We start from the raw sequence: 12,680 nt of genomic DNA, 5'->3' as shown, positions 1-12,680 counted from the left end.
GTTGTCGTGACAAAAGGACAAGCAATTGTCTTGTGTATAACAACAAAATAGATGGACATTATTATGATCGACAGTCTAAAGGGTGGTTTATCAAAACTTTCCTCGATTGGTAAGGCTTTGATGCTACCGATCTCTATCCTACCTGCTGCAGGCCTGTTATTGGCCTTTGGCGCAAAACTCGACATGCCACTCATGATGCGTGCTGGTGGCGTAATTTTTGACAACCTAGCACTACTGTTTGCCGTAGGTGCAGCCGTAGGTCTAACCAAAGAATCCGGTATTGCCGCATTAGCCGCTATTGTGGCAATGGTGGTAATGAATGCCACTATGGGTGTTGCTCTGAACATCACACCTGAGATGGCCATGGGCGGCGGCCGTTACGCGATGGTAATGGGTATCCCAACTCTACAAACGGGCGTATTCGGTGGCTTGATAGCCGGTATACTTGCCGCGAACATGTATCAGAGGTTCTTTGATACTAAATTGCCAGATTTCCTTGGCTTCTTCGCGGGTAAACGTTTTGTCCCTATTATTACTGCATTCTCAGCGTTCCTAATTGGTTTAATTCTTCCTTACATCTGGTCTTACATTCAATCTGGTATCGATGCGCTATCTCACATGGCGAACAGCGGTAACATGTATGTATCGACGTTTATCTATGGCTTCATGGAACGTGCGTTGATCCCTGTTGGTTTGCACCATATCTTCTACAGCCCATACTGGTTCTCATTTGGTGAGTACACAACCGCTGCGGGTACGGTAGTAAATGGCGACCACACGATTTGGTTCAAGATGCTTGAAGATGGCGTGAAGACATTCTCTACCGACGAGTATGTTGATGCAGGTAAGTTCCTATCGGGTAACTTTGCTATCTACATGTTTGCTTTCCCTGCTGCATGTTTGGCGATGTACCACGAAGCGAAAGATAAGAACAAGAAGATTGCCGCAGGTATCTTAGGTTCAGCTGCGTTAACGTCATTCGTAACGGGTATTACAGAGCCGGTAGAGTTTGCATTTATCTTTGTCGCACCGCTGCTATACGTATTCTCAGCAATCATGGCTGGTGTTTCTTACGCAGTGACTTACGCGCTTGATGTACACATAGGTAAGACATTCTCAGCGGGTATTATCGACTTTGTATCGTTTGGTGTTCTTCCTGCGATGGATGGTTTTAAGACTAACTGGGTGAACGTCATCTTATGGGGTTCATGTATGTTTGCGATTTACTACTCAGTGTTCCGCTTCGCGATCCGTAAGTTCGACTTTAAAACTGTTGGTCGTGAAGATACTGAGCGTAAAGAAATTACCCTTGAAAATGATGAGCTGGCAGGTGAAATCACTAAGCTACTAGGTGGTCGTGGCAACATTACGACTGTTGGCGCATGTATCACTCGCTTACGATTAGAAGTGAAAGACCAATCGATTATTGACGAAGATGGCATCAATGCACTCGGTGCAATGGGTGTTATCAGAGTTGGTAAGCATGGCGTACAGGTTATTCTTGGTGCGCGTGCACAGTTCGTCGCAGATATTATGAACGGCGAAGGGGCAGGAACGCCCGCAACAGCGTAATTCAATTTAGTCACCTTTCCCCAATGAAATGAGCTCCAGTAGGAGCTCATTTTTTTACATTAAATCGCGCATCAAAGTTTCGTATTCTTCGTTGGCTTCATTGATGACAGTGGAGAGATCTTTGGCGTCATTGACATCTAAATTAAGATGCCAAGGCAACGTCTTCTCTTTACCGCAAACCTGGGTTTTCTGACCACGAGTCTTGAATGTTAGATCATCAAACTCAGTGGAGTGATGCTCGTGCAACTCAACAATTTCTACATCTAATTGACCGATTGGGTTTACTTCGACATGAGCATGCAAATCAGGGCGGTTAGACAAACGATAGTGTCGATGGATAGTGATCATACTCGCCTCCTAATGAGTGGGTGTAGTACCGCTCATCATTGAGTGTAGATAAGGAAGTTTATATCTAGAGCGAAATAATAATGAAGATTGATCTGGGATAACTATCGCAATTGAATTGAACGGCAGACGTATTCTGAATGGCAATATGGCGCAAACAAAAAGGGCCAACTCTTTCGAGTTGGCCCTTTCCAAACGTTTGGTGGGCTGGCGTAAGTTGATCTTAAATTTTAACTATATGATTTTTAATTGTATTGTTCAGTTTGGTTTTTCACTGTGTACCTTGTCGTGTACCCATGTTTACTTGCCAGTTGCCTAACACTTCTATTTTCTCTCAAAAACATGATGTAAGCATGAAAGGTTGACGAACCTTAAGGATGTTTCTCTTGGTATGTATAATGCGTTCCTATCTCGGTTAAATGGGGTGTTGTGAGTGCCTGACTTGATAAGTCTGAAAATGACTCAAGTGTGTGACTGCCGTTTTGTTAGCTTTATGGAATGTCTTGTTAATGAGTAAGTTATGGAAATTGAAAAGTTGGTTGTCATTGGATGAAGGTGCCAACATGATATCGACGGTTCTTGGTGAGCCTGTAGAAATTAAAGATTTGTATCGTTTTGCTCTCGATGGTCATCTAAACCTATCGGTTAATTTTGTTAACCTCACACCTTTCAAAAAGGTGACAGTTATAAAAGCAGAAGATGTTCAATATAAAACGATAACTTGTAAGCTTGGAAACCCGTCTAAAACTTTAGAAACTAGAGTTCCCTTGGCTGAGCATCGAATATCCAAGTCTCATTGGGTTAAATCTTCATCTAAAGAATGTATAAAGGTGAAGGGGATTTATGAGTTAGCAATGATTGGTGCTGAAAGGAGAGAAATAGAGCAACTAATCTACCCAGAACTAGACTTAAGTATCCCCATATTTTCCGGTTGTTATATCAAAGACAATGAAAATATCTATCAATTGCAATCGTTGTATAAACCTGAAAGTACCAGTGCTCAAATAGCCTACGATGAAGACCCATCAAATTCAAAACCTAGAAGATTACCCCATACAACATCCGCATGTTCTTTAGGTGACTATGAGTGTGATTTGGTTCTTAGAACTAGTGAAGTCACACGATTTATACAAGCATTGCAAGATGAGCCTAGTTCTTCTAAACAAGATGATAAGCCTCTAGGGGCAAGGGAACGTAATACCCTTCTGACTCTAATCGGTGCTCTTTGTAATCAATTGGATATCAACCCGACTACGCGCGGAGTCACTACTTCTATACAGGCTATGACTGAGCTTGTCGGGGCTCCGTTATCTGATGATTCGATTCGCAATATCCTTTCCCAAGTACCTACTGCTTTAGAAAAAAGACAAAAATAGTGAATCCTAATTAGGAATTTGGTTTTCCTAATTAGGATTCGACCTACCTCATATTCCTTAACCTTCTAGCCATGTTCTACAACAGACTAAAAGGTCTAATTATGCCTAATAAAATTTTAAGACTGTCACAGGTGATTGACTACACAGGTATGTCACGCAGCAGTATCTATTTACTAATGTCACAAGGCGGTTTCCCTTTATCTATTTCACTTGGTGCAAGAGCTGTTGGATGGGTAGAAAGTGAAATCCAACTTTGGATTGATGAGCGTATTAAACAAAGCAGAAATAGTGGAGTGGATTATGAATGATGATAAATATTATGATCTTTGTATTGGTTATATACGATGTGTTCAATTCACTTTCGTTTTTTCTCAACTATTGATGGATTATGTTTATGGCTAAGAAGTTAAATCCAAATAAAAGCAAAATACATCGTAGTTATACTATGGAAGAAGTTGCTAATTTGTATTCAATAAATAAAAGAACTGTACGAAATTGGATTCAAGATGGTCTTCCTGTAATTAAAGAAAAAAAGCCTTTTTTAATATTAGGTACAGAGCTAAGAATATTTGTTCGACAAAAGAATAAGTCTCGAAAAAGGAAGTGTAAGCCAAATGAGCTGTATTGCTTTCGCTGTAGAAAAGCTTCGCTGGTGGAAGCAACGTCTATTCATTTTTTGAGAGAGTCTCATGGGACTGGTCGAGTTTTTGGTGCGTGTCTTGAGTGTGGAGTCAAAGTGCATAAATTCTATAGTTTACGGAATGAAGAGGCTTTGAAAGTCGCTCTGTATAAGGAAATTACCGATAGCACAAAAACACATAGTTTAGATGATTGTTCGTCTCTTAAATTTCCACATTGTACAGAGGAAATGAAATGAATAAGAAATGTACAAATAATGTGCGAATTATCAAAGCGTATAGTTTGTTTTTAACAGAAGCGAAAAGGTTAAGTGAACACTCTGTTGATGCTGTATTGAAGTCCATAAATCGATTTGAAGAATATAACCAATTTAAAGATTTTAAACAGTTTCACTATCAACAAGCGGTAGGTTTTAAAAAATACCTATTGAAACAGAAAAATGTAACGACAGGAGAAATCTTAAGTAAAAAGACAATTAGTACATCATTACAACAATTAAAGTCATTCTTTCAATGGCTAGTAATGCAAAACGAATACAAGAATAAAATTCAATATACAGACACTGAATATTTTAATTTGTCAAAAAAAGATGCACGAATAGCAACAGCCAAGCGTAAAAAGGCCGTTCCTAAAATTGAACAAATTATTAGTGTGTTGGAAATAATGCCTTGTATTAGTAGTGTTGAATTACGGGATAGAGCATTAGTTGCATTTACATTGCTAACAGGTGCTCGTGATAGTGCAATTGCATCTATAAAGTTAAAGCATATAGATTTAAATGATAATAGCTTGTTCCAAGATGCAAGTGAGGTAAAAACCAAATTCAGTAAAACATTCACAACATACTTTTTCCCTGTAGGAGATTTGCCATTACAGATTGTTTCCGACTGGGTTGAGTATTTGACTAATGAGCTCGAGTTTGGGTCTGAAGATCCTCTCTTTCCGAAAACAAAAGTTGAGAATGCACCTAGTCGTCAATTTGAAGCTATGGGATTAACGAAAGAGCATTGGACGACAGCTGGACCAATCCGAAGAGTATTCAAACGGGCATTTCGCATGGCAGATTTACCGTACTTTAATCCACATAGTTTCAGAAATACTCTGGTGCAACTGGGTGAAGAGTTATGCCATAGCGCTGAAGAGTTTAAGGCATGGAGTCAAAATCTAGGGCATGAAGGAGTATTAACCACTTTTTATAGCTATGGGGATGTTCCTGATTATAAGCAAGCTGCATTACTTCGTAAGTTAGGAAAGAAAGCTGAGAATGTTGCTCCTGATATGGAAGAACAGTTTAAGCAGTTCATGCAGTTCCAAGCGATGCTGAAAACATCATAGTTATTGTTAATATTATCGAGTAAGTCTGGTATCAAAAAACATTCGTATGTTGATACCAGCTTTTATTTTATTTTTTGGGTATCATCAAACTAGGGTTATTGGTTTATGATGCTAAACGTATATGATACCCCAGTATTTGATACCAAAACTAAGAATGAGTAACCAATGCGTATATTTGCTTATTGTCGTGTTTCTACAACCGAACAATCTACAGAAAACCAAATCATTGCTATTCGCCAGAAAGGGTATGAGGTTTCAGATTCTCGCGCTGTTAGCGAAACTGTTTCTGGTTCAGTTGAAGCTATGAAGCGAGAGAAGTTTCAGCTCTTGATAAACCACCAAATGGAAAGCGGAGATATGCTGGTGGTTTTAAAATTAGACCGTTTAGGGCGAGATAACATCGATGTTCAAAACACTATCAATCTACTTACTGACAAAGGCATGAAAGTTGTCTGTTTAGATTTACCGGTAGCTGACCTATCAAGCGCTGAAGGAAAGCTGATGCTGCAAATGTTTTCGGCTTTTGCTGAGTTTGAACGCAATCGAATTCGAGAGCGTACACGGGAGGGGTTGGAGAGAGCTAAGGTTCAAGGTAAAAAGTTAGGGCGCCCGAGAGCCACAAGTACAACACGAGCTGTTCAAGCTAAGAAAGCTGATGGATTATCACAAATTCAAGTAGCTGCGAGTTTGGGAGTAGGAATCGCCACTGTGAAAAGGCATTGGAACATTATTACCTGAATTTGAGTTTGCGGTTTCCGAAAGCACCTTCCTAGGCTATCAAAGGTGGGCCATGAAAGGGCTTTTTTGAGTAAGTTTATGCAATTAGTCTCATTGTATTAACAACATCCCTTTCATTTCTCGGCCTTGTGATAAACTTAAAATATCCTTGTTAAACTGCAGCTACGCCTGCCTAAGATATTTCTTAAGCGAATGAATCAGACTGTTACCTATTGGGTTGAAAACCAGCAATACTCGATAGACCTGCCAGGGCCCTCTCAGGAAATCTTAAATGGTATAAGTTGGGGATGTTATACCAAACTTTTTACTCCCGCATTTTGGGTATCGCAGTTCCATATGGAAGCTCACTTTAATAAGGATGAAGTCCGTCAACTTTGCCGTGGTGACCTGAAGGAAGAGGTTGTTTTCTGTATGTTAGGTGGCTTTGGGGTAACAGCAGAACTAGCAACAGCCGTCTTTGAAGAGTGTAGAGATTCTAAACTAATTGAAAGATTAGAAACTGATCACTTAGCATGGCAGGCTGTTTTAGAAACTCCTGTCTTTATCAATGAGAAACCTAAACGTTATCGCTATCCTAAGCAAAAAGCTATTTACCTATCTGAAGCCATGAAGCATCTCCGTAGTCGTGATGTTGAGCTTTTTGAAGGCAAGAGTTTGAGGGATGAACTTCTTAAGATAAAGGGTATTGGAGCTAAGACAGCAGGATGGATTGCGCGAAACTATTCTGATGCTGACGACGTAGCAATAATAGACATTCATATTCTAAGAGCGGGGGTTATTTGTGGGATTTTTGATAAATCCCACAAAGTAGAAAGAGATTATTTTGATATGGAAAAGCGTTTTTTGGATTTCTGTAACAGCACAGGAGTTAAGCCGTCTAGCTTTGATTGCTTTCTATGGGATCAAATGAGGCTGTTTGGAAAAACCGCGGTAGACTGTTACAAAGATACAATATCTCAAGCACGTTAGTTTATCTCTCAACACCAAGCTCTAACATCACTTCTGAGTGCTTAATACATCCAGGGCATTGACCGCAGGCTAAATTACTTGTGTGGCAGGAGTGCCCCCAAGATAAAACCTCAAACGGGACCTTTGATTTGTTAATTAAGTCTGCGGTGGTTAAAGATTTAGCTGGTGCTGACACAGATACAGCACCTTCTTGATACGCAACTAGCTTGTTTATGTAATCAAGAAACTTTTCGCTACCATCAAGGTGCCTTTGATCCGTAACCACAGTCCCTATTAAAACATCTTTACACCCGTGCTTTAAGGCAAACATTGATGCGATCGTAATTAACAGCTGGTTTCTATATGGCCAAAATTCAGCATTCTCAGAATGAGACCTGGCACCATCACCGTGCATTAGGCCCGACCCTAAAATGGATAAGTCCATATCGATTACAGCATGCTTTATTCCGAGTAATGAACACACTTGAGCTGCCGCCTTTATCTCTGCTTCGGCGGCTATCTGGCCATAATTAATAGTCAGGCCATACTCAGGATTTTTCCATGCGGCCAATGCAATAGAATCAAGTCCACCTGACAAAAGTAAAACGCTACTCAAAACACTTTTCCATGACTTTCCAGCCTGCTTTGTATATGCCCGCGGCAAAATCATCGGTGACATCGCAATGCGAGCCACTAATCATAGTTAGATTCCTAGGGTCGACATGTTCAGCAATGACCACAACAGGCTTTTCTAAGGCTCTTGCATATCCAATTTCGAATACAGTGCCACAGTCCAATCCATCTAGTATTGCTAGAACAACCCCCGACTCCTCAAGGCCTTTTAGATCTGCTTGAGCTACATCATAAAGTTCGCCTTCACCAACTTCGTGAATGGGTGAAAAAACGGTAAATCCCATGTCTTCAAGAGCATTTTTTGCCTCATCAATTCTCCATTGTTCAGCGGTGTTAAAAAAAGGTCCCGCTAAATAGATCTGTGTTTTAGGAATTGGTTTGAAGGCTGAATTTGGATGAGACTTTTGCGCATTTATAGCTTCAAGTTTTAGCTCCTCATATCTTTGAGGAGCAATTCTGTCTAAACCTGTTTCGACGTACTCCGCGGTTACTCGAGATGCAATCCAGCCAGCTACAAACGGAGATGTTTCTTGTAATAACCACTCATAAGCAAAGGTACTGGTAAAGATATCGCCTGATCCAATTTTGAATACTCGAACAGTTGGAAAAGCATGTACCCATTCACTAGCTTGGCATGTCGAAACTAGTGCCCCTGAAGCGCCACACTTAACAATTACAACTACTACGTTAGGCTGATCTAACAGAAAGTGAGCTATATCCTCGGGATTACTCTTCCCTGACAGTTTTTTTCCTTCAGAGTAAGAAACTACGACTGCAAGTTCATCTGCTGTTGAGCCATTAATTGAAAAGTGAGTTGAATTAATGCCATCTTGAGGATCATAAACGGCTTTACTTGCATTTACTTTCGGTCTGCCTTCTAGCATTCCAAAAACTAAAGCTGACTTGGCTTGAACTGTTTCCTCGTAACTGATGTGTTCATTAGGAATGTTTATGATATTAGGTGCTGAAAGCGGGTGACGGTATCTAAATGAAATATCATCGATTTTAGGTTCAATGGATAAATTAAACTTCAAATATTCAGATAGATCTTTGAATTCATCTGCATAGTTGCCGCAAGCTGTATTTAGATCAACAGCGCAGTCTAAGTTGCTCAATAGTGCAGCTGCTCTGACCCCGCTTCCTCGAAATAGTTGTCTGCGTGGGTAGCAACACTCTTCAAAGTATGCCCCGCCAATGATATTAATATGCTTAGTCATCACACCTAACCATCACGCTACAAGTACCACCATTAATGTAAGTTACTTCTGCAATGTAACTATATCCGTTCTGTATACATGAAATGAGTCTTTGTATCCTTGGGCCTGTGATTGAACCAATTGGACTGCCGTTGTGTATAACGGTTATAACTCTTTGCGAAAGTACCAAAGGTAATAGGTCACCTACATTTAGCTGAGATATCGCAGTTTGAGGTGAGTTTACGTTAGCCGTAAATTGTAGTCTTCGACACTCAAAGTTACTTCCTGAAGGAGAAAATCCTCCACCTGAACCGCCCATATACAAATTCCTTTAAATTGTAAAAAATCAATATGGTATCAGTTGAATTTCAATTCGTTTGCTATTGAGTTCAAATATTTAGTTATAAACAATTGATGATTGCTTCCTGGTGCAAATTTTTTTCATATAGTTAAAGGCTAAGCTCTTCAGTTACAAACTGATTTTTCCCCCAATTTCTTCTAGAATGTCCCTCGACGTTTCTTTTGAAAAAGTAGATTTAAATGAAAAGAATTGAAGTTGTAGCGGCTGTTATTCAGCATGAAGGCAAGACCCTATGCGTGCAGCGAGGGCCTGCAAAGTTTGATTACATTCACCACAAGTTTGAATTTCCTGGTGGGAAAGTTGAACCAGATGAAACTGGTGAGCAAGCAATCATGCGTGAACTTAAAGAAGAGTTGCGTATAGACATCCCAACAGCAGAGTACTTTATGACAGTAGAGCACTCCTATCCTGATTTTCACATCACGATGCACGTATATATTTGCCCTGTGGAAAACCGTGATATCGAGTTGACGGAACACATAGACGCTAAGTGGCTTTCACTAGAAGATCTGCCTGAACTTGATTGGGCTGCAGCTGATGTTCCAATCGTAAACAAGCTTAAGGGGTAGTAATGACTTTTTGTGTAAGTGAGCTATCTGAGGCTTTAACGACAGGGTATTTAGATCATCAGCACATATCAAAACAGACCTTAAAGCCGGAACTGTTGTTTAATGATGGACAAGGGCGAAAAGTACTAACTGAAATTAAAAAACAGCTTACTTACTGTGATCATTTCTGGTTCTCGGTTGCTTTCGTTACGACCAGTGGGCTCGCTTGCATTAAACAAGAACTTCTAGAGCTAGAGAAAAAAGGTATTCAAGGTAAAATCCTGGTATCTCAGTATCTTAACTTTACTCAGCCGGAAGCACTGCGGGAGTTACTCAAGTTCGAGAATATTGAAGCTCGTATCTCCACGGATTCAAATTTTCATGCAAAAGGGTACCTTTTCAGTTATTCAGACATTCATCAGCTTGTAATTGGTAGCAGTAATTTGACTGCTAATGCTGTTACGTCGAACAAAGAATGGAATTTAAAGGTAAGCTCTACAGATAAGGGGGCTATTTATCTTCAGGCATTAGAACAATTTAAACATGAATTTAATGTTGCAACGCCTATTAATGATACTTTTATTCAATCTTATGATGCGATTTATCTCGAGGCAAAAACCTTTGAAAATAAAGTTAAGGCTCTAACTGCTGGAGGGAAGGTCAAGGATATCAAGCCTAACGAAATGCAGCGAGAGGCATTGAAAAGTCTTGATGACTTGCGCTCACGTGGAGAGTGTAAAGCATTGCTTATTTCTGCAACTGGAACTGGAAAAACTTACCTTTCGGCTTTCGACGCTCTTAACGTAAAACCTAAGCGCCTACTGTTTGTTGTCCATCGGGCGAATATTGCTAAAAAAGCGATGCACACGTTTCAGAGCTTATTCCCTAAAGATGTATCGTTTGGGCTATATAGTGGCTCCACGACACAACTAGATGCTGATTTTGTTTTTGCTACAGTACAAACATTATCAAGAGATGAGCATCTTAAGAAGTTCGCGAAAGATAGTTTTGATTACATCGTTATTGATGAAACTCATCGAGCAAGTGCAAATTCTTACCAAAAAGTTCTCGATCACTTTAACTCGTCATTCTTACTTGGGATGACAGCAACTCCAGAGCGTACTGATAGCAACGATGTGTTCAAAATATTCGACCATAACATTGCTTATGAAATCCGCCTTCAACAAGCATTAGAGATGGATATCTTGGTACCATTTCACTACTACGGAGTTACAGACCTAACCGTTGATGGTGAGGTGATTGATGATGCGTCTTCAATCAATCTTTTGACTAAACAGGAACGTGTTAAGCATATTCTTCATTATATTGATCGATATGGTTGTGATAATGGGGAAGTGAGAGGGTTAGTTTTCTGTTCAGAGCTGAATGAGTGTCGCTTTTTAGCTGAGGCATTCAACAATAATGGTTATAGGGCATTGGCTTTGACGGGGGAAGATGGTGAAGCTTCGAGAGACGAGGCAATTGAGCGATTAGAATCATCAGATCAAACAAATAAGTTAGATTATATTTTCTCTGTTGGTATTTTTAATGAAGGTATTGATATCCCGTCAGTCAACCAAGTTGTGATGTTAAGGCCAACAGAGTCATCGATTGTTTTTGTTCAACAGCTCGGTCGAGGGTTGCGTAAAACTGAAAACAAAGAGTACCTTACCGTTATCGACTTTATTGGCAACTACAAGAATAACTTTATGGTTCCAATAGCTCTATATGGTGATCGCTCATACAACAAGGATACATTGCGTAGGTTGGTATCTGGGGATGATTGTTTCCTACCGGGCTCTTCAACCGTTAGTTTTGATAAGATAGCAAAAGAGCGTATATATCAGTCTATTGATATTACCAACCTAAAAGCTAAAAGAGATTTAGTAAAAGACTATAATTTGCTCAAGTTTAAGCTTGGTCATATGCCTATGATGATGGATTTTGTCCACTATGGCAGTCGAGACCCGTTTGGTTATGTGGAATACTCAAAGTCGTATTTCCAATTTGCTCAAGAACAAGAATTACTGCCTGAACTTAGCGAGCTCAAGTTGAAGTTGCTTTCAGCACTTTCTAAAGAGGTCAATAATGCTAAGAGAGTTGAAGAAAGTTTGGTGCTATCGCAGTTGTTGGTGAGTGGTCAATGCTCCGTGAGCGATATCTCGATGCTGACGTTAGAACGTTTCGGTTTTGAATTTAGCTCTGATACTGCCAAATCAGTTGCTCATAACTTGAACTTAAGGTTTGTCACGGAACGTCATGAAGGGAAGAATATTGCTCAAGGCATTAAACTTGGAGTTACATTGGTTGAGTTTGATGGCTCTCAGTTTACGGCTAGTGAGTCTTTCAGTCGTATGCTTGACGATGAAACCTTCAAGAGCTTTTTAACAGATAGTACCGATTACTCTATCTATAGGTATTCAGAAGATTTTAATGCAGATTATTATAATGATGGTTTTCACCTATATCGCAAATACTCGCGTAAAGATGTCTTTAGAATTCTTAAGTGGGAAGAAAATCCAAACCCTCAAAATGTTGGCGGGTATATGGTTAGTAAAGGTAAGGATAATTGCCCTATCTTTGTGAACTACCATAAGGGTGATGATATTGCTGATTCAATCAAATATGAGGACCACTTTATTGATGAATCAACATTTGGTTGGATGTCTAAATCTAAGCGGACACTTAACAGCCCGGAGATTAAGTTATTTGCATCACAAGATTCTCTACCACGTTTACCTTTGTTTATTAAAAAGCATAACGATGAGGGGAATGACTTTTACTATATGGGGGATATGACCCCACAACATGATAGTTTCGAGCAAACTACAATTGATGGTAAATCGGTAGTAAAAATTGTGTTTGATATGGTCCACGAAGTAAGGCGTGATATTTATAGTTATATTGTTGAGGTATAGCTTTCACTACCAAATATGAGGGTATCTCAACGGCGTGGATGACGGCCACCGGCAACGCTATCGCTGGTGGC

General features: G+C 39.9%; 12 protein-coding genes. 9 read left to right on the top strand and 3 right to left on the bottom strand.

What is annotated here, in order from left to right; translation table 11 throughout:
* Positions 1–63 precede the first annotated feature (63 nt).
* A complete protein-coding gene (locus tag MU515_RS06685; protein ID WP_260259659.1) occupies positions 64–1,572 on the top strand; it encodes a PTS transporter subunit EIIC in 1,509 nt (502 codons plus the stop codon).
* A gap of 54 nt (positions 1,573–1,626) precedes the next feature.
* Here the strand turns inward: MU515_RS06685 and MU515_RS06680 are convergent, their stop codons facing one another.
* Positions 1,627–1,920 carry a hypothetical protein gene (locus MU515_RS06680; protein WP_260259658.1) on the bottom strand — a complete coding sequence of 98 codons (294 nt, stop codon included), beginning with the start codon at positions 1,918–1,920 and terminating at the stop codon, positions 1,627–1,629.
* Between the two features lie 506 nt (positions 1,921–2,426).
* On the opposite strand from MU515_RS06680, the gene MU515_RS06675 reads away from it, so the two are divergent.
* The 6 genes from MU515_RS06675 (at position 2,427) to MU515_RS06650 (ending at position 6,974) form a co-directional block, all read left to right on the top strand.
* Positions 2,427–3,293, top strand: coding sequence for a hypothetical protein (locus MU515_RS06675; protein ID WP_260259657.1), 867 nt, complete (start codon positions 2,427–2,429; stop codon positions 3,291–3,293).
* A gap of 101 nt (positions 3,294–3,394) precedes the next feature.
* A complete protein-coding gene (locus tag MU515_RS06670) occupies positions 3,395–3,601 on the top strand; it encodes a helix-turn-helix transcriptional regulator (RefSeq protein ID WP_260259656.1) in 207 nt (68 codons plus the stop codon).
* A gap of 86 nt (positions 3,602–3,687) precedes the next feature.
* Entirely contained in the window at positions 3,688–4,170 is a 483-nt protein-coding gene (locus MU515_RS06665) for a helix-turn-helix domain-containing protein (protein WP_260259655.1), read from the top strand.
* Positions 4,167–5,267, top strand: coding sequence for a tyrosine-type recombinase/integrase (locus tag MU515_RS06660; protein WP_260259654.1), 1,101 nt, complete (start codon positions 4,167–4,169; stop codon positions 5,265–5,267). Before MU515_RS06665 ends, MU515_RS06660 begins: the two co-directional genes overlap by 4 nt.
* Positions 5,268–5,432: 165 nt before the next feature.
* Entirely contained in the window at positions 5,433–6,005 is a 573-nt protein-coding gene (locus MU515_RS06655; protein ID WP_140080344.1) for a recombinase family protein, read from the top strand.
* 192 nt (positions 6,006–6,197) lie between these two features.
* A complete protein-coding gene (locus MU515_RS06650; RefSeq protein ID WP_260259653.1) occupies positions 6,198–6,974 on the top strand; it encodes an 8-oxoguanine DNA glycosylase in 777 nt (258 codons plus the stop codon).
* Position 6,975: 1 nt separating this feature from the next.
* On the opposite strand, the gene MU515_RS06645 is transcribed toward MU515_RS06650, so the two are convergent.
* Together MU515_RS06645 and MU515_RS06640 are read right to left on the bottom strand one after the other, a co-directional pair.
* The gene (locus MU515_RS06645) at positions 6,976–7,569 is read right to left on the bottom strand and encodes a 7-cyano-7-deazaguanine synthase (RefSeq protein ID WP_053321219.1); all 594 of its coding nucleotides are present in this window, start codon (positions 7,567–7,569) and stop codon (positions 6,976–6,978) included.
* Positions 7,562–8,803 carry a nucleoside 2-deoxyribosyltransferase gene (locus MU515_RS06640; RefSeq protein WP_260259652.1) on the bottom strand — a complete coding sequence of 414 codons (1,242 nt, stop codon included), beginning with the start codon at positions 8,801–8,803 and terminating at the stop codon, positions 7,562–7,564. Before MU515_RS06640 ends, MU515_RS06645 begins: the two co-directional genes overlap by 8 nt.
* A 519-nt stretch (positions 8,804–9,322) precedes the next feature.
* Between MU515_RS06640 and MU515_RS06635 the strand changes: the two genes are divergently transcribed.
* Both MU515_RS06635 and MU515_RS06630 read left to right on the top strand, forming a co-directional pair.
* The gene (locus MU515_RS06635) at positions 9,323–9,712 is read left to right on the top strand and encodes a (deoxy)nucleoside triphosphate pyrophosphohydrolase (RefSeq protein ID WP_260259651.1); all 390 of its coding nucleotides are present in this window, start codon (positions 9,323–9,325) and stop codon (positions 9,710–9,712) included.
* Between the two features lie 2 nt (positions 9,713–9,714).
* Positions 9,715–12,609, top strand: coding sequence for a DEAD/DEAH box helicase (locus MU515_RS06630; RefSeq protein ID WP_260259650.1), 2,895 nt, complete (start codon positions 9,715–9,717; stop codon positions 12,607–12,609).
* Positions 12,610–12,680 lie beyond the last annotated feature (71 nt).

It is taken from the genome of Vibrio intestinalis (assembly GCF_025195085.2).
Taxonomy (GTDB): Bacteria; Pseudomonadota; Gammaproteobacteria; order Enterobacterales; family Vibrionaceae; genus Vibrio; species Vibrio intestinalis.
The sequence above is the reverse complement of the archived record's forward strand: the minus strand, read 5'-3'. Positions and strand labels throughout refer to the sequence as shown.

Excerpts from the sequence above, each read along its gene's own strand:
- MU515_RS06655 (WP_140080344.1), top strand. The coding sequence starts at position 5,433 with ATGCGTATATTTGCTTATTGTCGTGTTTCTACAACCGAACAATCTACA.
- MU515_RS06675 (WP_260259657.1), top strand. The coding sequence starts at position 2,427 with ATGAGTAAGTTATGGAAATTGAAAAGTTGGTTGTCATTGGATGAAGGT.
- MU515_RS06665 (WP_260259655.1), top strand. The coding sequence starts at position 3,688 with ATGGCTAAGAAGTTAAATCCAAATAAAAGCAAAATACATCGTAGTTAT.
- MU515_RS06630 (WP_260259650.1), top strand. The coding sequence starts at position 9,715 with ATGACTTTTTGTGTAAGTGAGCTATCTGAGGCTTTAACGACAGGGTAT.
- MU515_RS06660 (WP_260259654.1), top strand. The coding sequence starts at position 4,167 with ATGAATAAGAAATGTACAAATAATGTGCGAATTATCAAAGCGTATAGT.
- MU515_RS06650 (WP_260259653.1), top strand. The coding sequence starts at position 6,198 with ATGAATCAGACTGTTACCTATTGGGTTGAAAACCAGCAATACTCGATA.
- MU515_RS06640 (WP_260259652.1), bottom strand. The coding sequence starts at position 8,803 with ATGACTAAGCATATTAATATCATTGGCGGGGCATACTTTGAAGAGTGT.
- MU515_RS06670 (WP_260259656.1), top strand. The coding sequence starts at position 3,395 with ATGCCTAATAAAATTTTAAGACTGTCACAGGTGATTGACTACACAGGT.
- MU515_RS06685 (WP_260259659.1), top strand. The coding sequence starts at position 64 with ATGATCGACAGTCTAAAGGGTGGTTTATCAAAACTTTCCTCGATTGGT.
- MU515_RS06635 (WP_260259651.1), top strand. The coding sequence starts at position 9,323 with ATGAAAAGAATTGAAGTTGTAGCGGCTGTTATTCAGCATGAAGGCAAG.
- MU515_RS06680 (WP_260259658.1), bottom strand. The coding sequence starts at position 1,920 with ATGATCACTATCCATCGACACTATCGTTTGTCTAACCGCCCTGATTTG.